This window comes from Haladaptatus sp. CMAA 1909, assembly GCF_043952005.1.
Lineage (GTDB): Archaea > Halobacteriota > Halobacteria > Halobacteriales > Haladaptataceae > Haladaptatus.
The window spans coordinates 16,539-34,686 of record NZ_JBIOAV010000003.1; the positions used below are offsets into that span (position 1 = coordinate 16,539).

Genomic DNA, 18,148 nt, shown 5'->3' on the forward strand with positions numbered 1-18,148 from the left:
CTAGATAAGGGAAACCAAGCGAGGACGGTACGGTTGTTGAGATTCAATACACCAACCAGTAGTGAGATACTCTCGAGAATAAGATCGGTTGCGCTGTGAAAAGCTAGAATTCGACAGCGTTCGCAAAAGTGTGTACCAATGGTTATAATCGATTTATTAACTGCGTCCGGTAGAGGACGTGAACCACTGCTTTACAACAGAATCGCTTAACTAGACAGTGCCGTTGGTTGATTCATATAAAATTTATTATATATAGACATAATATACAGATGAGCACAGTTTATTTTTAACTTATTTCATATATCCAAGCTGAGAAAGTAAATTTTGAGTTTCTTTTTGAATTTGTGCGGAAGGGGCTGAATTTTTCAGATCATCAAGTGTAATGATATTGTCTCTTATCGCTTTTACAAGACGATCTGGTGTGTCCAAGCTATCCCGTTTTTCAATCTCCTCGGGATCTGCTTTAAGGTTGAAGTAGTAAGCATCATCAAGTATTGAATCGTCTGGGTGAAGAGATTTAGTGATTAACTTGTGTTTGCCAGATATTGCTGCAAATGTATGCCCCTGTTCAGTGAGTGCATCTGCTAAGACTACTGCCCCAGGATCTGGATTAAAGTGGCTGTCGCGACCTGACTTACGAACAAAATCGACAGGGTTGAGATCGGTAATCTCTGCAATAATTTCATACAACCACCCAGTAGATGTTGGTTCTACAATTGTTTGTGTTCCGTCAATAGCGCCCCCTCCAATTATGAGTGGGACACGCAACAATTCATTGTACATATAGTCACGTGTAGTATCGTAGAGATGACGATCTTGTCCCGATGCATGGCCATAAATTCCACGGTCAAACAAGGCTTCGCCATGATCGGCAGTGATGATGAGTACAGACTCCTCCCACATATTTGACTTTTTCAAATATTTTATTATTTTTCCGACTTGACGATCAACATATCTAATCATCGAGTCGTACATAGTATTGTACGTAGCCGTTCGTTGCTGACTAATACGACGGATGTCAGCATTGTAGTGTGATATCGTCGAGACTGATTCTAGTTCGGATCGTTCAGTGCGATCGTGATTGATTGGTGCATGGATATCGTTGAAGTGAGCCCACCCAAATATAGGTTGATCCGGGGTTCTATTCGGTTGAGGGAGCGTCTTTATTATTTCTCTAGTGACCTCTTCACCATCAACGGTTGGCCATCTGGAACGCTGTTGGTATTCCCTATATGTATAGAATATTGGGGCGTAAAGTGCCCAACGGGTAATATTATTAGCGTTTCTAACATTTGATCGAAGGTTGTGGATGTGTGATCCTAATGATGCGAGTCTCGAGTTTCTATTATCTCCCGTGTCGTTTGTTGTTGTATCTTTTGATTCCACACCCCACCCGACATTACCCACTGCAAGGTTCTTGAATGAGTCAAAGCCGTAGGCGTATCCTTTCATTTCTGCTAATTGAGGGTTTGCTAAACGCGCAACTGTTTCGTAGCCCTTGCTAGAAAGCCAAGACGCAATAGTTGGAGAAGGTGGTGTACGGTGCCACCGTCGACTTATGTAGCCGCTATCTGTTGAGAGTGCGCTGGCAATGATCCCTGGAAAACTCTCATTCGTTCGTGGTCCAGTCGAGTAACATTGTTCCCACCGGTAACCTTCCGACGCGAGAGCGTCTATTTCTGGTGTAGTCTCCCGGTCGTGACCGTAGCAACTTACTCGGTCCGCACGTAGACAATCGATCGATACCAGAATAATATTTGGGAATTCCATTAGTTTCAATTAGTAGTAAAACATTGTTAATCTTTCTATATCTCATCCATCACAGCACGGAAAAATAGAAAAATATTATAATATAATCATAAGGAACTGTCTAGTTTAGCTCCTCTTCGACAGGCGTTCGGTTGTTGAGCGATTGATGCGGTCGCTGATAGTTATAGTAATGCACAAACTGTTCAAGCCACTACTGGACGCTCGGCCGACTGTCAACCCACGACACATGGAAGCAGTCGGTCCGCTGTTTGAGCGTGTGAAACCACTTTTCAATCAAGTTTTGCTCGGTGTAGTTGAGCTGACCGCTCAACCTAATTCGAAAGAGGGCAGTCCGATAGCCACATCCCAACATTCGAAATTTGCCGTCTCTAACGTCTCTCCGAACAGTTCTTAGTTGAGCATAAACACCAAAACCACTGAACTGCTCGTTTCTCAAACTGGCTTAACTAGCCAGTGCCGCCAATATCTCTATGTTCTCTAAATTACTCATTCATTCCGCAATCGTACTCATGAAGAACGCCGAGAACACTGTTTGGACACCTAAAACTATCGCTGTGAGCGCAAGAATGTCGTCCATCAGCAGCGGCAGCTCAACGAACCCACTCGACACCCACTGTACCACGAGAAATGTCGCATACGCCGCACCACCAGCGAACAACAGCACCCCAAGTGTTGCTGCATGTTCAAGTCGCAACTGCTTCAAAATCCAACCCATGATAGGTTGGCGCGATTGCTTGATCGGATTCCCAGCAACAGTCGCGAACACGCCTAGACTCCCAACCTGATAGCCGGTTATCGCCAACAAACTCCCGGCAATCATCGAATGCAGGCCGACGTGTACCCCATTGATCGTAATACCAGTATACGCGAGTAGCATCACCAGCAATCCGATTCCGGTCAACAGCATCGCTGGAACCGAGAACAAATACCCAGGCGCATTTACGAGCATGAACTTCACGTGCCGCCAACCGTCACTGAAACTATCGAGGGTTGCATCACCTTCGCGTTCGTGATAGATGATTGGAACCTCTTTGATCGTCATATCACGAGCACCAGCTTCCATAATCATCTCACTTGCATACTCCATTCCAGTCGTCTTCAACTCCAACTCCTCATATGCTTCCCGTTCGATAACACGGAATCCACTGTGTGCGTCTGAAACACCCGCACCATAGAATACGTTGAGGAATTTCGTCAACAGGGGATTGCCAATGTATTGATGAAGCTTCGGCATCGAACCAGGTTTAATCTCACCTTCAAGCCGACTTCCCATTACCATGTCGGCATCACTCTCGTTGAGTTCATTCAACAACCGAGGTAAATCCTCGAAGTCATACGTTGTGTCTGCATCACCGATTGCGACATAATCTCCACGAGCGCGTTCGAACGCGTATCGATACGCATACCCGTAACCTGGTTGGTCTGGCTCGATGACGATTGCTCCCATTTCGCGAGCAATCTCGGGCGTTCGATCCGTCGAACTGTCACTGATGATGATCTCGGTCGTCACACCGATCTCGTTGATTCCCCGCTTGACCATCTCGATACATTCAGCAATGCCACCTTCCTCATTGAGCGTCGGCATGATGACACTCAAGGTCGGTGTCTCTTCGCTATCTTGGCCTACAAGAAGATCGCTGGATTCGGTACTCTGTGTGCCGTGAGACGTAGTACTACTCGCTTGTTTGGTGTCCATTGAGATTCAACCCCGTATCAGTCGTCTGCGTTTTGCTTGTCCGTACTCACGGTCGCTCGTGTCATCACCGGTGATTCACCACAGTCGACACAGGCAAACGAACCTGCGACTGTTTTGGCTACAGGTGCGTTACAGGCGACACATTTGATTGCCGCATCACGGACGGTTTTTGGATATCTTCCCATTATTTTTTAGCTCCTTGATCGTAGCTACTAAATCCAACGTCTTAACTATTTTTTAACGAACTAAACAGATTTTATCAACTGATATATGTAGTAAATCATATTTCTGGATCTTTTGCTTGATTAGATGAATACATCTATAAGACATATAGATTTCGATGACAAATAGAAATGTCAGACACTGATAGAACAACCCACCAGTAATAAAATATAAGGGAGTATAATACTCATGGGTGGCAGATAGCGGGCGTAACACCTGACGGCCGAGAAATAACGACCGGGTCCTCACCACTAGCCGAATAGATGACTTGTTTAGACTCAAGCCAAGACCGATACTGATTTTTATCGAGTTGTATCGGTGATGCGGGGAAAAGTTGTGCTCCAACAGTTGTCCACGACTGCTGTGAAACAACAGTACACTTTGGTGGCTCACCCCCACCGCGCAACCATTGATACAAGGGAGTATAGGTGGAGTTTGTCTGCGATGGATAGTAATATGACGCGAGTCGAGTGATATGCCCGTCACTCACCCACGTAGATGGGATATACGTCGCAGCAAAGGTAGTCGTCTCGAATTCATTTGGCTCCGTCACCGGTTGTGCTGGCGTCGCTCGAAGGCCAGCAAATGCAAGTGGTGCACTAACCAGTGCAATCACAAGTAACAACGGAATCAACCCTGTACGAGTGACACGCAAAATTCGATTAGTCACACGACCTCGAATACCAAGACCTACAACTGCAAGAGAAGCTAACACTATCGCCCCGAAATGTGCGAAGATCTGACTACGAGCAATGATGTCCTGGTACTCGACAGTCAAATCCGCAGTCAGGGCAAAGCCGATCAGAGTGAGTGGTCCCAGAACAAGCGCGAGAACGACCGCCCCGTCTCGTGTCGTAGTAATGTATGGGAGTCCGTATGTCGCAACGAAACCACCCACCGCTATCGGTATTACCAACAGGAGAGCCATCGTTTGGAGTTCGGCCGTTCCCGGGAAGACAGGAACAAAGAAATTGGCAACCACAACCCCAACCCCACCGACTAAGATGAACATCGATACGGCACGTTGACTCCGAACGCTTGTCGTCGGAAGTCCAACTGATGCAGTGATCAAGACGATGATCCAAGCGAAGAAAAGACCAGGAACAGATGAAACTCGTGAGACGTCACCTAACTCCATTATTGAATAGTAACTCCCGAGGTACGCCCAGAAGCCTACAACAACCATAGCGCCAAGGATACCAACACGAGAGATTGAACGACGAAGAGATCCAGCAAGAAGCGACGTAATGACGAGTGCGCCAATCATTGTGCTGAGGCTGTGGGTGAGCGGGAAGATGATAACGAGAAGTACCGTCAAAACAATCCAGGATGGTCGTCCTGTCTGTATCATCCGATAAAAGACAAAAGCGATGACAGCAACAAACACAATTCCAGCACCTTCACTCGTAACCGCTGCAGATCGTCCGAGGTAGATACCTTCTGTCGCTAATACCAATCCAGTAAGTGCAGCTGCGATACGTGTTTGCCCTGGCTGCCACCCCAATTCTAGACCGATACGACGAGTAATCCATACAGCAATCAGACAGGGTACGCTCCCGATGACCGCGATCAACGGCTGGGCAATACGGATGGGCGAGATTCCGGTCAGTTGGCTGCAAATCGTAAGCAGTGCAGAGAACGTATATTTATCCGGTTGAAAGTACGAAGCCGACGTTGGGAGGTGGCCGTGAGCCAGCGTATATCGAGCAGGAGCAGCGAACTGAAAGCCGTCAAGGTTGAACGGTAAATAACTCCAGTACAGGGGAATCATTCTCATTGCAACCGCAGCCATGAATACCGTGATACCGACGAGTATGTACGGACGACGGTTATCCATGGTACTCACCAAGAGAATCCCTATTAACCTCGGGTGTCGGTCTGTGAGAATTGAACAGAGAGACTGGCTGTTTTCGGAGAAGATCAAGAATCACAAGAAGTGCACTAAGAAGAACAATCATGAGTTCGCCGAATATTACAATACCGACCACTGTAAACGTTATCTGAGAAGTTATTTGAATGCCGAAAACAGTGAGAAACCCACTCGATGCAAGTATTTTCGTGAGAACTGTTGCACTCACAAGTCCGATTCCAGTCGCGACAACTCCTATTTTGAATGCATCTGAGAGAACGAGAGTGGCAATCTGTCTTGGTGATCCCCCAGTTGCACGGTGAACACCGATGGCCTGTCGTCGAGCATGAATCGCTTGGGCAAACATAGCCGTCGTACTGCCGATCGTCATAATGCCCGCTAAGAGAGAAAGGATCCCAACGAGAAACGACAGGTTCCCAAACGCAGTTTCGAGAATTCGACCGATGCCACTCCCGCCCGAATATGCACCTCGATTCGCATACGCGGTGACAATTCGCTCGTCACCAGTCACCGAATACGTAGCCGTATCCAGTGTTTGACCAGCGGCGCCCATACGGACAGTATACGAGCCAGGAGCCGCTCGTGAGAGTTGAAGTGTTGTCGACTTGTATTCCCCCGGCCCGACGGTAAGGTCACGTGTATACTGGCTTCCTGCCACCGATAAGGTGATCCGCTCATCGATCTCGGTCTGCCACGGATTGTACAAGGTCATCCGAGCACGTGGCTGTACTGTCAGAGACGGCTGGTCGGGACGAATCTGTACCTGTCCGATGAGAGTTTTCGTTGCGTTCTGGGAAACAGTAACTGTCTGGTGTACCGAACGATTGTCTCGTGTTACCGTAACTCTGTACGTTCCAGGTTCTCCAAATGGAACACGAACGGTTCCATTCCCTTGCGTCGTAACCGTTCGATCACCTACTTGGAGCGTCGCATTCTGAACTGGTTTCCCTTCTGCGGTTAATACTCGCACACGTGGGTGACTCGATGGAGGCACGGTTTTTGGAAGCCCCACAATTCGAAGTGCAGTCGATGAAATAACCGTGACCGATGTCGTTTTGTTATCGACATGCACTTGCTGAGTTCCGACGTGAGACACGGGAATTCGAACTGTGATAGTCCGCTCAGCATGTGGCTTGAGAGTAATTGACTGCGTTTGGGATCGGTTCCCTACACGAGCAGTAATCGAACGAGAGGCCGTTTTCGAACCGAAATTCTTCACCCGAATACTGACGGGAACGGATTCTTTGGTGGTCACCGTATCGGGTGCTGATACGTTTAGAAGGGAGACGCCTGAACGTGGCTGTGAGCCCCCATTCAAGGTCTCTTTCGTGCGAATAAAATGCACCATTCCTGGCTTCGCGTTCGAGAGATGCTGCCCTGTCGACAGCGAGACGAGTAACTGGTCGTCATAGATGCCTGGTGCAGAGTACATTCCCACGACTTTGACTCGCGTAAACGTCGCTTTCGTACTTCCGCCAATAGTTATAGAATCGCCGACATCTATATTCTGGCTAGTAGCGAGATCTTCACCAACTAACGCCTCAGTCGATGTTTGTGGTTTCCGACCCTGTGTTAGTGTCGCATTTGAAACGGTTGCGAATGAGTCGAACTTGGCACCACGCATGACGAGAGCAGTGCCATTATGTACTGAAAATAGCAGGAGTTCGGGACTTGCCGTGATTCCCTTTTCTTGCAAGGTGCTCGCATAGCTACTAGGTACCTTACTAGCGATGGGGTGGACGGCACCCGGCTCCGTAATTGTCGTTCCACCCGTCTGCATTAGCGGTGTGAGAACCCCAGCAACGGATGCACCAACCAACACAACCGTCGCAAATACAACGAGTGTGGCCGTACTGGGAAGCAATGCTCGCCAGTCAAGTAACCTGAGAGACCAGTACTTCGAAAATGAGGCGAAGACACCCTCCGACTCTGAGCTAGATTCCTGCTGTTGGCTAATTGACGCAGGAGAACCTCGACTTGCTGACCATGCAGCCCCCACTCCAGCGACGAGTCCAGTAAACCCGAGTCCGCTATATCCTAATAGGAGGAGTTGAATCACACGAGGCGTTACTCGAACTGACAGTGATACTGGAAATCCGGATGCGACTGCGATGTTAACCGCTGCACTCGTCAGGATCACGCCAAACGCGTAGCCAAGACTGATCCCAGCCACCGTTAGCATGAGAGCACGAATTCCAAATAGTCGCCGTATGGTATTGGGCGTGCCACCAGTCGAGCGAATGAGCTGAATTGCCTGTAGACGGTCACGCACGGTCATTCGCGTAATGCTGTAAACGATTACGCCGACAAGGATGGCCCCGCCAAAAGCCAAGAGTGCAATGACCGAAAGTAGTTGTCGCGTTCCCACAATGAAAAACGCTAATGCGGCACCCAAGGGCACGCCAGCAGTAGGAACAGCATCAGCACCCTCAGAAGGGGGCTGGATAACGAATGCACCAGTCACACCGAGGCGGTGTACTGTTTTGGGCGACGAACGAAACCACGATGGTGGAATACTTGATTGAGAGGTCCCGTCGATGGAAACCGATACCGTATGTGATCCATTTGACCCGGAAAGTCGCTGTGTCTTCCCAGAAAATCCTGAGCTACTGGCGACACTCACCCCTTCGGTTGGCGGGTCAGGAATCGAAATTCCCGTTTGCTTTTGAAAACGCCGAGTTTCATCCGGTGGAATACCGACGACATACTGCTCTGAGCCATTTGAGTTGGTCACTACTGCGAGAGGAAGAACAAGCCCATTAGAAGACGCTTGTGTCTGTGCCGTCTCGAGGGAATTATAGTACGTAGCCGTCCCATCAGAGCCATAGTCTTGTGCGATGGAGGTCGTCTGATTTCCAGCGGCAGTGAGGACTATCGTCGTCCCTGTGAGAAACGCAACAGTGACGGCAATCACGAGAATTGCAAGCTTATCGCGATGTGACCATCGGGTGAGAATCGAACGGCGATATCCCACGGATTACCCCGCAGTTTGTTTCGCGCGTATGTCTCTAGGTGGCACAGCCAACGCATTGGAAGGAGACCCGTTCGAAACGTTTACCCAAAGGTGCAACTCCCGATACGCAGATTGCTCTGAAGGATTGGCCGGGAGCTGATCCTTGTACAATAGATATTGGAGTCGTAGTCGAGTTCCGGTTATAGGTGGAGCAATAGTATGGCGTTTACGCCATGTCGAATTCGCATCGAGAGTTGTCTGAAATCGCTTTAACTCTCGTGTCGTCTGAACCTGTGTACTGTTATTCTTCACCGTTACTCGTTGAAGACGCACAACCACCGTGTAATCTTCCTGTTGGTGCTCATGGTTACCGATTCCGACGTACAATGGTTTGCTCTCTCCCTGGGTGAAATTAGTTGGATAATCATCTGCTACGAACTGCCCACTCTCGTTTTTCGTCAATAGATAGAATTCCGAGAAGGATTCTCCTTGATTCGGGACCATTGTTACATATCCAACGCTCCCGAGTGCAAGGAGTAAACTAAGGACCAACACCACATTGAGTGCGGCATCAGCTCTCGTATCCGGGTGAAAAAGCTCTGTCCTCGTGGCTGCAAACCACCGTTTGTATGGAACGCGAAAGCGCTCTTCTTCGGGAAGGTTGGTACGTCGAACTGCTGCAATACCAGTCATACACAGCGTGAACGCACTGAGGCTTAGCAAAACGGGAACAAGTCGAATTCCCCACGGTGTGAAGTTCAGCACCAATCCGATGAGGGGGACAATTGCGATACTCGTTCCAAACGACAACGCAACTCGCTCAAGGCCATCGATTCCAGTACCGGGTCGTGGAAGCCGTGATTCTCCTTCGTCAGGTGAATCATCATCTACTGTTGGTACTATTGGTGTATCCTCCGGAAAGAGTGCAGCAATAAATGCATACCCGGGTGGGAAGAGGACAAACACAAGTCCAACGAGGGCACGAATCGGTGTCTCATTCAGACCGGGTATTAAAACCACAGCGAGTGTGAGAAGAACTACAAAACAGATGGCAGCTAAATCCGCCGGTAGGGAGCGGACTGGTCGAGGGAGAAGGAGCTGGAGGTCAACGTCACGGGCCATTCGTTTCCTTGTAATCTCTACCATAATAAAAAGCCCTCGAAAGAGTAGGGATTTCTCCATTGTAGATCTGAAAAACCAGAATGCACGGGAAATAGAACTCTCTTAAGTAGATCTTCCCAGTGCCAGATAGGCCGTGAAAGAGCTCACCTTTGTCGGAGCAAACATCATACTGTGCATTGACGCTCTCTCCCCAGAATAGAACGGTGATTGTCTTTTAGAGGTCGGCCTTCAGCTTTTCCCACCCCATAATCCCGATTGGCCAACAACGTTGTGCAGGATGCATTCTCTCGTTTGATCCGGAGATCTTCGATCATTCGCAACACCCAATAAAGATGTATGCGTGTGTATGCATATGGGGACGAAAACCATCCGACTCGACGACGAAGCCTACGACCGTCTCAAGGACCGGAAAGGAGAGGGAGAGAGCTTCTCGGATGTAGTCAAACGCCTTACAGGCGAACGGTCGCTCCTCGAATTCGACGGAATACTCTCGGATGAACAGGCTGACGCCGCTCGCGACGCGGTCGCCAAACTCCGCGAACACGAGAGGGAACAGATGGCAGCACGTCGAACCGAGCTGAGCGGAGAGACCGAGTAGTCTTCCCATTATTTTCGACACCTGCGTACTTATCGATATAATGAACAGGGACGAGAGCGCAATTGAGACAGTTCGTGTGGCTGAACGTGAGCGTCAGTAACCCACGACTGAAGTCGTGGGCTTGTCAGTGGACTCCCCTTCTGCCGTCGAATCGACGGAGGCGTGGAAATCGCCGTTCAGGTTCAGCGTCCCGGACGTTAGCGCACACTGACAGGGTGCGCCTCCACTCGAAGACATCTGCCCCGAATGGAGTTTCTTGAGAAGTTTACGAGCGATGTTCTTACTCGCGTTGTAATCCGCGTTCAGTTCGTACTCACACTTCTGACACACAAAATGATGCTTCGACCGCCGATTCGATTCATGTGTAAATCCGCACGATGAACACCGCTGAGACGTGTACGCAGGACTCACCTGCGTGACCACGACACCGAACATCTCGGCCTTGTATTCGACGTGCTGGTACAATCGCCGAAACGCCCACGCGTGGAATCGCTTTGCACCAGCCATCCGCTTGCGAATGTCGGTCAGGTCCTCGAACGCGATATGTGTACACCCGTGGTCACGAGCTTCGTCGAGAATCTGATTTGAGGCCCGATGCAGTTCGTCTTGCATCCACCGGTGTTCACGGTCTTTCATCGACTGAATCGACAGATGTGCAGAGCGCGTACCAGCCTGTTGCATTGAACCGCGAGTCTTCTCGAACTCTCGGCGTCGATGATTCATCTCGTTGGCGTTCCCGACGAACGCACCTGTCGAAGTTACAGCGAGCGAACCGTCCACGTTCAAGTCAACACCAAGGACTGTTCTGTGCTTGGAGTCAATAGAAGCAGTCGTGGACTGCTCGTCGCTTTCAGTTCGGCGCATCCGAGCGTGGAGGTAGAACGACTCCGTTTGGCGGTCGTACTGTAGCGTGGACATACGGAACTCGTAGTCCTCGTTCAGCAGGTACTCCCCAATCGGCGTTCCCTCGGCGTCGTCGGGAATTACGTAGTCGCACTCAATGCGACCGTCCACTGTGGACAGCGAAACGTGGTCACGGTGGAACGTTGCAGAGCGTTTGTCGTAGACGACGCTCCACGCATCAAAGTGCGGTTGGCTCGTGTTATCCCCTTTTTTGAGCCGTTCGACACCGCTTTTCGTGGCCTCGATAGCGCGGCGAATCCCTTTCTGCACGAGATTCGCAGTCAACTCTGTCTCGTTGCGAAGTTGGTCGTAGAGGGTTTTCTCGGCGTTCTGTTTCGAGGTCACACAGTAGTCGTTCGGGTGTCTCCATGCCCACTCGGCGGTGGTGTTCGCACAGTGGAGGAATTGGTCTTTCGTCTGATGGAGGTCCTCGCACCGCTCGTCAGGGACGTCGAGTTTGACCTTGACGGTACGAATTATCCCCATCGTTAATTCACATATCGAACTACCTCTTTATAATAATTTAGGGTGGCGTGGGAGTAGAACTGCTATCGCTCGTGGATTGTTTCAAGCCCTGTCGGATTCCTCCCACGGCTAAAGCCGTGGGCTTCCTCCTTGAATCAGTGTGAGTCGATAATTTTCCGGAAGATCCTGTGGTTGCTGTGTTTCGATCGAACACTCCCCGTGTGATTTCCGAAGATCTTAATTCGGAGAAAATATATTTACAATAGAACGAACAATTAGTGATGGAACTGGCCGTTAATTTTGAATACTCTTGGGCTTCGATAACCAGTAAGGACGTCTAATCAAAATCATGAGTAGGGACATGCGACCCGAATGAATTATACACGAGCACTGTTGACACGTTGGTCACGGCGAGACCGACTCGCAGTACTCATTATCGCCATCACCGTTGCCTTCCTGGTTGGTACAACACTATTGATATCTTCGGCGAGTACCCAATCAGCGGCTGTTGCAGGAAGCGAGAGCGGCTCGATGGTAGTTCAACAATACCCCTCATACGCAACTGCTCGACAAAATGCAACCAAGAGCGATCTTGTCTTTCCACTGACGACGATCCAGCAAGACGGAGAAAACCACACGGTAGTGGGAGTACCTGAAAGTACACCGTCCGAATTGTCTGACCTTTCAGTGTCGTGGCGAAACGCAACGATTCCAGTACCACCAGATAGAGGCATTCGCGGGGCAGTCTCAACACCGAACAGCCAGCGCATTCAAACCCGTTCAGGAGACCAAACTTCTATTCATGTCAGTCCATACGAAACGGACGATTCTATTTTCCCCCGTACGTGGTACGTTGCAAATCCATCTACAGTTCAGGAGTTTGGAGAAACTGGAGCACTCGTCATCCGAGTAAGCGACTCGAGTACACATGGACAGCAACTCACACAAAAGGGAACAATAACGCCGTCTTTATCAGCATATTTTCTACGCGGGATGCGTGAGGTGCTCCATGCACTCACTGCAGCAACAATAGCTGCCAGCGCGCTCATCCTCGTTGTCTTGTACAACGTCACGAAAATGAGTGTCCGGGATCGTATCAGATCCATCGCTGTTATTCGGTCGACCGGTGGAACAGCCCGGCGTCTCATTGGCATCTTTTCACTTCGATCCGGCCTTTTGGGCATACTCGGCTGCATTCTAGGGGTTGTTATCGGAGTGGGTGCAACACGGGCAGTCGTAGAGATTGCCATCTATCTCGGGATGTCCTTCTCACTTGATCCGAGTATTACACCCTCGGTTGTGCGTATTTTGCTGGTGATAAACGGTTGTCTGGTCGGCACTGCAATGCTTGCAGGCGCTAGTGCAGCCTGGTCGACAGTGAGACAACCGCCAGCACAACTGAATCACGAAAAAACAAGAGCGTCTGTTTCACGAACAACCCAAAAATCGTGGAGAGGGATCCGTATTCAGCCCCGACTGCTTTCGTGGCGAGCGGTGATTCCGACAGCAACGACATTGACCGTCTTTGCTCTCATCATCATTCTTTCGGGATCGCTTGCAGGGGTGCTTGCTCCGCTCGCAACAGCATCAACAGGCACTGTCACAGAACCGGGTGCGCCATATCCGATGGCAAGCCGTATCGAAACCCAGTATGCAACCGCATTGAGAGATCAAGGCATCGAGGCAAGCCCAGAGATCATCGCGGTGCAGGTTGCTGATGGAAAGCCATACTTGGCGAGAGGAGCAAACTACTCTGCATTCGCTGCAGTTTCAAATGCAGATCTTGTCACGGGTCACTCTCCCCAGTCACCAAGTGAGGCAGTTATCGGGGAAGACCTAGCACAGACATTGAACATCACGACCGGAGATACAGTGTTGATTGGGGGAAGTACGTCGCCAGCCTTCACACGAGTACGAGTAGTAGGCGTGTATCGTGCACCCGGCATGCAGGACGACCAACTCATATTCCCACTTGAGACCGCCCATACGATCTCAACGAAACCCGGGACGGTTCAATTCATTCGAACAGCAGGCGACACGCCACAAACACAGACTGGAGAACATCAGGGTTCGGAGACAGAAAACATCGTCATCAGTAGTATGTCCGCCCCAGAGATGGTAGGCGTCGGTCAGGAATTCACTGTCAGCGTCGGTGTTCAAAACATCGGAACATCCGAACGGACACGAAAATTTTCGATGTCGTTTGCTGGTGAGACACAACACCGTTCCGTTACACTCCAATCGGGTGAAAAGACGACTGTGAAGCTGAACTCAAGTGTCTCTGAAGCAGGCAACTATTCGTTAACCATCGGGCCACATTCACAGTCCATTTCAGTCTACCAAAAGCCACCACTCGTCCTGCCAGCGACTCCCGAAGAAGCACCGCCAGGTGCGGAAATCGGAGTTGCTGTTCGAACAATCACTGAACAAAACGTCTCTAACGCAAAAATTACGATCGGAGATACGAATACGACAACGAATGAATATGGACTGGCAAAAATAACACTCCCGGAAACACCCGGAACGTATGAGTTGACGGCCAGTAAAGGGAATCGAACTAAAACGACTAGCATCCAAATTTCATCGGATGCCACGCGACACTTAGTGGCGGACATCGACATCACACCGGATAGGGGAACCACCTATACGAAACCAGAAGCTCTTATTCGGATTGCAAACCCATGGAGTACAGATCTTCATCGAAACGTATCGCTTGTCAGCCCGCTTGAGACCGAAAGTCGGATTGCAACGATTCCCGCATATAGTGTTAAAAACATCCCAGTGACGCTCGAGGAAACTGATTCACCAGACCGGATCCCACCAGGACGATATACCGCGAAAGTCGTCTCCAATGGAACAGTACTCGCAACGGATACATATGTCGTGACGGGCGATGCACAAATTCAGTCCTCACTCACACAGAACACAGACTTTTCGAGTGGTAGTGGTCTTGGACAGGCCGTAGAAGTCGTCTTCGGGAATTTCAAACTGCTCATCGCCGGGATGATGCTACTTGCCGGGCTCACTACCATCGGGAGTACAACAGCAACGTTTGCCCAAGAAGTACACGCTCGTCGACAGGCGATCGGGATTCACCGGGCTACCGGTGCGACCCGATGCCATCTTCTGAAGGCGTTGTTTTCGGATGTCGTTCGAATATCGATACCTGCATCCATCATTGCAATCGTTTCTGCATTCGGAATCATGTATGGTATGTCTCTTGCTGGAATGCTGACGATCTTTGGAATCCAATTAACAGTGATGGCAAACCCCTTCGTGATTGTTGGAACGATCTTTGGGGCATTTTTGTTGTCCTGTCTAAGCGTCTCTATTGCAGTGCTACCGTTGCTCATGACAAGCCCCTCTGTCTTGCAATCCGGGCAAGTCGCCCGATCAAGTCCATAGAATTGACATCCTCCCAGCGTCTGAAGACGGAAGTCTGCACTTTATTTTCTATCAGTCTCGGGGTCTCCTTACCACCTAACCTTTCCAAACCGAATCGCAATCAAATGCGTCCAGAGAAAAGAATCATTTAACCCGGACAGAAAGGTATATTCGAAAACATGAACATTCATCGAAATATAATATACAAAGATCTAACAGTAATCGTAAATAAATACTATGTGGTTGCTTAAATTAGTACACGGCACGGTAACGAAGTATTCCGATCAAACACAACAATGAACAAAAGTAAGATACTGAGTATTTTCCTGGTGGGGATACTCATCACATCCGCATTCGGTGTCGTTCAGGCAGATAACGGAAAGGACAAGGGTAAAGACGGCAAGCACGCCCAAAAGGCCGTGTTCGAAGTCGAGAAGATGACGATTCACAACTGGTCGTTTTACGTCGGACCAGATGATTCCCCAGACCGGACTGTATACGTCGACCCGGTTTCGATAAAGGACAAGACGTTCAAGTTGAACGCAAAGAAGATGATGAAGGGTGGCGGCATGTCTGAAATGGCCGCGATGCCTGCAAAAAAGAAAGCAATGGCACAGGCAAAAGAAGGCATCGACCGAAAGAAGGGCGAAACTATCCGTATTTGCATCAAGAGCATCGAGGTGGAGAACGTCAAGGTGGTTGCAAAACTCCCGAAGATGACACCCAAAATGATGCAAAAGATGTCGTCCGACCAGCAATCTTCGATGTCGGATGCTCCGCAACTGCCCTCCTACAAAATCACGATCCACCGAATGAACATCGACCGATGGTCGTTCGTGGTCGGAGCAGGTGAGCCGAAAAAGACGATCACGCTCGGGGATGTGTCGCTCGAAGACAAAACTATTCCCCTGGGAGGTTCCTCGATGGACGAGCAACAATCGAGCCCTGCTATGCAATCGGTCCAAAAGCAAATCCAAGATGGCATGATGAAGAAAGGCGCGAAGATGGGTTCGACATACCGCATCGTCATCCAAAATGTCCATCTGAAAGATGTCACACTCGCCGCCGGAGGTTCCGATGAGATGGATGATTCAGAGGATACCCAAACGACCACTACCGATGAAGAGATGACGACCACCGAAGACGAGAAGAAGACAACCACCGAGGAAGAAATGACGACGACCGAAGATTCCTCGAACGAAGGTGGATCTGGAAGCGACGGAGAAGAAACGACCAACAGTAGCGGACAGCCTGGTTTCGGCATTGGAATCGCTGTCATCGCCTGTCTCGCAGCAGCACTCCTCGCGACACGAAACTGGTAAGCTCTTAACACCGAGAGCAATCTTTTCGGCTTTCGTTGAGGACATGAACGCCAAAGGAGCATTTTAGTTCCTTATTCGGTTGTTTCCACAGTTTGTAAAGACAGGAGCGATTCTCGCCATCCCAACAAGCCAGACTGTCACCATGCAGAAATTCGGGAACCACTAGCTTGCAGGAAGTAGATCCTTCAACTGAAAGAGTACTTTATCACTCACTCGTCCACTGGAGGGTCTTTTTTCCGTCAGAAGAAGAATATTTGAGAAACGCAGCCACATCAGACTGTTCTGTTCCGTCTGGGACTTCAAAGATGAGAGTCCCTGACCGCGTTGCACCGCCCTTAAGCGACCCAGTGGTGTACAAACTGCGAACCGCACCTTTGTAATCAACTGGGTCGTATCGATTTCCCCCTACCGAGACATAAATCGACATATTAGACGGGATGTCTTGTGAGGAGTCTGTTGGGTTTGTAACCCTGAATTTTACAAAAAGGAATGACTGATCGGTTGATTCTGTCGTTTCCGAACCCTCATACTCCGATTTGAATTGGAATTTCTGTACAGTTCCCGTAAGCCCACTCTCGAATGTCGCTGTCTCGCCCAACGTCAAAGTCTTGCTCGTCGTTTGTCTGTCAGTTGTGCCTGCTTCTGTGGTAGTCGTCTCAGTGCTCGCGGTTGTCGTTTGTGTTGTCCTGCGAGTCGTCTGCTGTGCGGTAGTACTAATTTCGGTGGTTGAGGTTTCTTCGTCTGAATCACCTGAAGAAGAACAACCTGCCACCCCAATCCCAAGACCAGTACAGACTATCGCAATGAACTCTCTACGTTCCACACAAGGTTGAGAACCTCTTCGTTAATTATTCTATGCTAAGGAAAATTATAAAATGAGAGAATTGAAAATTACCGCGATGAGCGCGAAGTCAGGAGAAAGAAGCTGAACAAGAAATCAAAGAGGTACATGATACAGATAAATCAATTATATACTTACCCAACAGTAACCGGCTGAATGGCAGAAACGTACTCGAATGACAGTGACCCAACCAAACTGGTCCGGGGAAATAGTTTTTGACTAACTGGTTGAGTGTCGGTCGGGGGAATCAAAATGAAGCAAACCAGACGAGAAGTGCTCAGAGCCATCGGTGTGAGCAGCATACCTATTCTCGGGGGGGTTTCGAGTGCACAGGACATGACCTCCAGCCAAAACGGGAACGCGAGTCGCGTCCGAGGCATCCACGCGATTCCGGATGGTCCGGAAGTGGATGTTTATGTCGATGGAAACCGCGTCCTGCAGAACCTCGCGTTCAAAGACGTGAGCGACTATCTCGAATTCGAACCCGGGCGATACACCGTCCAGGTCGCGCCAGCGGGACAAGGACAGGGGAGTGCGGTCGTCGACGAGCAGGTCACCCTCGACGCGAACACCGATTACACGATCGCTGCAGGGGGAACACTCGAGAGTCCCAAGGCATTCGTGTTCGTGGATGAGAACCAGGTACCGCCCGAGAATCAAGCACGACTTCGAGCGGTCCATCTATCACCGGATGCGCCAGCGGTCGATATCGCGGCGGAGGGCAACGTCCTCGTCAAGGGACTCAAATACGGCACCGCTAGCGAATACGTCGAAGTTCCCGCGGGGTCGTACAGCATCGAAGTCCGACCCGCGGGATCGAACGAGGCCGTCGCTACATTCGATGTGAACCTCGAGGGCGGCACGGTAGTTTCAGCGTTCGCCGTCGGATTCCTGCAGACGAACGACGATGCGCAAGCCTTCGACCTCCTGCCGGTGGTAGACGCCCCGAGTGGGATGATGACGACGACAACGATGACGTAACGACAGCAACTGGTGCGAAAC

General features: G+C 49.9%; 11 protein-coding genes and 2 pseudogenes. 4 read left to right on the forward strand and 9 right to left on the reverse strand.

Going from position 1 to position 18,148, the window contains the following annotated elements:
- Nucleotides 1–291 precede the first annotated feature (291 nt).
- The 7 genes and pseudogenes from ACGYLY_RS22130 to ACGYLY_RS22160 form a co-directional block, all read right to left on the reverse strand.
- Entirely contained in the window at nucleotides 292–1,770 is a 1,479-nt protein-coding gene (locus ACGYLY_RS22130) for a sulfatase (RefSeq protein WP_395284955.1), read from the reverse strand.
- 100 nt (nucleotides 1,771–1,870) lie between these two features.
- Nucleotides 1,871–2,119 (reverse strand): annotated as a pseudogene (locus tag ACGYLY_RS22135) (integrase core domain-containing protein); the annotation flags it as partial.
- A 141-nt stretch (nucleotides 2,120–2,260) separates the two neighbouring features.
- Nucleotides 2,261–3,466 (reverse strand): glycosyltransferase family 2 protein, encoded by a 1,206-nt coding sequence (locus tag ACGYLY_RS22140; protein WP_395284956.1) that lies wholly within the window; start codon nucleotides 3,464–3,466, stop codon nucleotides 2,261–2,263.
- A 409-nt stretch (nucleotides 3,467–3,875) separates the two neighbouring features.
- Nucleotides 3,876–5,525 carry a sodium/phosphate symporter gene (locus ACGYLY_RS22145; protein WP_395284957.1) on the reverse strand — a complete coding sequence of 550 codons (1,650 nt, stop codon included), beginning with the start codon at nucleotides 5,523–5,525 and terminating at the stop codon, nucleotides 3,876–3,878.
- Nucleotides 5,518–6,270 (reverse strand): FtsX-like permease family protein, encoded by a 753-nt coding sequence (locus tag ACGYLY_RS22150; RefSeq protein WP_395285397.1) that lies wholly within the window; start codon nucleotides 6,268–6,270, stop codon nucleotides 5,518–5,520. Before ACGYLY_RS22150 ends, ACGYLY_RS22145 begins: the two co-directional genes overlap by 8 nt.
- A gap of 1,305 nt (nucleotides 6,271–7,575) precedes the next feature.
- Nucleotides 7,576–8,532: pseudogene (locus tag ACGYLY_RS22155) on the reverse strand (FtsX-like permease family protein); the annotation flags it as partial.
- Nucleotides 8,533–8,535: 3 nt separating this feature from the next.
- Complete coding sequence (locus tag ACGYLY_RS22160; RefSeq protein WP_395285398.1) at nucleotides 8,536–9,633, reverse strand: DUF1616 domain-containing protein; 1,098 nt, start codon at nucleotides 9,631–9,633, stop codon at nucleotides 8,536–8,538.
- A 352-nt stretch (nucleotides 9,634–9,985) separates the two neighbouring features.
- Between ACGYLY_RS22160 and ACGYLY_RS22165 the strand changes: the two genes are divergently transcribed.
- Complete coding sequence (locus tag ACGYLY_RS22165; RefSeq protein ID WP_395284958.1) at nucleotides 9,986–10,231, forward strand: antitoxin VapB family protein; 246 nt, start codon at nucleotides 9,986–9,988, stop codon at nucleotides 10,229–10,231.
- Between the two features lie 93 nt (nucleotides 10,232–10,324).
- Here ACGYLY_RS22165 and ACGYLY_RS22170 read toward each other — a convergent pair whose 3' ends face one another.
- Nucleotides 10,325–11,620 (reverse strand): RNA-guided endonuclease InsQ/TnpB family protein, encoded by a 1,296-nt coding sequence (locus ACGYLY_RS22170; protein WP_395284959.1) that lies wholly within the window; start codon nucleotides 11,618–11,620, stop codon nucleotides 10,325–10,327.
- A 510-nt stretch (nucleotides 11,621–12,130) separates the two neighbouring features.
- Here ACGYLY_RS22170 and ACGYLY_RS22175 point away from each other — a divergent pair.
- Nucleotides 12,131–15,004 carry an FtsX-like permease family protein gene (locus tag ACGYLY_RS22175; RefSeq protein WP_395291283.1) on the forward strand — a complete coding sequence of 958 codons (2,874 nt, stop codon included), beginning with the start codon at nucleotides 12,131–12,133 and terminating at the stop codon, nucleotides 15,002–15,004.
- A gap of 275 nt (nucleotides 15,005–15,279) precedes the next feature.
- Nucleotides 15,280–16,305: a PGF-CTERM sorting domain-containing protein gene (locus ACGYLY_RS22180; RefSeq protein ID WP_395284961.1), complete on the forward strand. Its 1,026-nt coding sequence runs from the start codon at nucleotides 15,280–15,282 to the stop codon at nucleotides 16,303–16,305.
- Between the two features lie 205 nt (nucleotides 16,306–16,510).
- Here the strand turns inward: ACGYLY_RS22180 and ACGYLY_RS22185 are convergent, their stop codons facing one another.
- Nucleotides 16,511–17,128 carry a DUF4352 domain-containing protein gene (locus ACGYLY_RS22185; RefSeq protein WP_395284962.1) on the reverse strand — a complete coding sequence of 206 codons (618 nt, stop codon included), beginning with the start codon at nucleotides 17,126–17,128 and terminating at the stop codon, nucleotides 16,511–16,513.
- 354 nt (nucleotides 17,129–17,482) lie between these two features.
- On the opposite strand from ACGYLY_RS22185, the gene ACGYLY_RS22190 reads away from it, so the two are divergent.
- Complete coding sequence (locus tag ACGYLY_RS22190) at nucleotides 17,483–18,127, forward strand: DUF4397 domain-containing protein (RefSeq protein ID WP_395284963.1); 645 nt, start codon at nucleotides 17,483–17,485, stop codon at nucleotides 18,125–18,127.
- Nucleotides 18,128–18,148 lie beyond the last annotated feature (21 nt).

Bases quoted from the DNA above. Each gene is read 5' to 3' on its own strand.
- ACGYLY_RS22130 (WP_395284955.1), bottom strand. From the start codon at position 1,770: ATGGAATTCCCAAATATTATTCTGGTATCGATCGATTGTCTACGTGCG.
- ACGYLY_RS22140 (WP_395284956.1), bottom strand. From the start codon at position 3,466: ATGGACACCAAACAAGCGAGTAGTACTACGTCTCACGGCACACAGAGT.
- ACGYLY_RS22145 (WP_395284957.1), bottom strand. From the start codon at position 5,525: ATGGATAACCGTCGTCCGTACATACTCGTCGGTATCACGGTATTCATG.
- ACGYLY_RS22150 (WP_395285397.1), bottom strand. From the start codon at position 6,270: ATGACCTTGTACAATCCGTGGCAGACCGAGATCGATGAGCGGATCACC.
- ACGYLY_RS22160 (WP_395285398.1), bottom strand. From the start codon at position 9,633: ATGGCCCGTGACGTTGACCTCCAGCTCCTTCTCCCTCGACCAGTCCGC.
- ACGYLY_RS22165 (WP_395284958.1), top strand. From the start codon at position 9,986: ATGGGGACGAAAACCATCCGACTCGACGACGAAGCCTACGACCGTCTC.
- ACGYLY_RS22170 (WP_395284959.1), bottom strand. From the start codon at position 11,620: ATGGGGATAATTCGTACCGTCAAGGTCAAACTCGACGTCCCTGACGAG.
- ACGYLY_RS22175 (WP_395291283.1), top strand. From the start codon at position 12,131: ATGGTAGTTCAACAATACCCCTCATACGCAACTGCTCGACAAAATGCA.
- ACGYLY_RS22180 (WP_395284961.1), top strand. From the start codon at position 15,280: ATGAACAAAAGTAAGATACTGAGTATTTTCCTGGTGGGGATACTCATC.
- ACGYLY_RS22190 (WP_395284963.1), top strand. From the start codon at position 17,483: ATGACCTCCAGCCAAAACGGGAACGCGAGTCGCGTCCGAGGCATCCAC.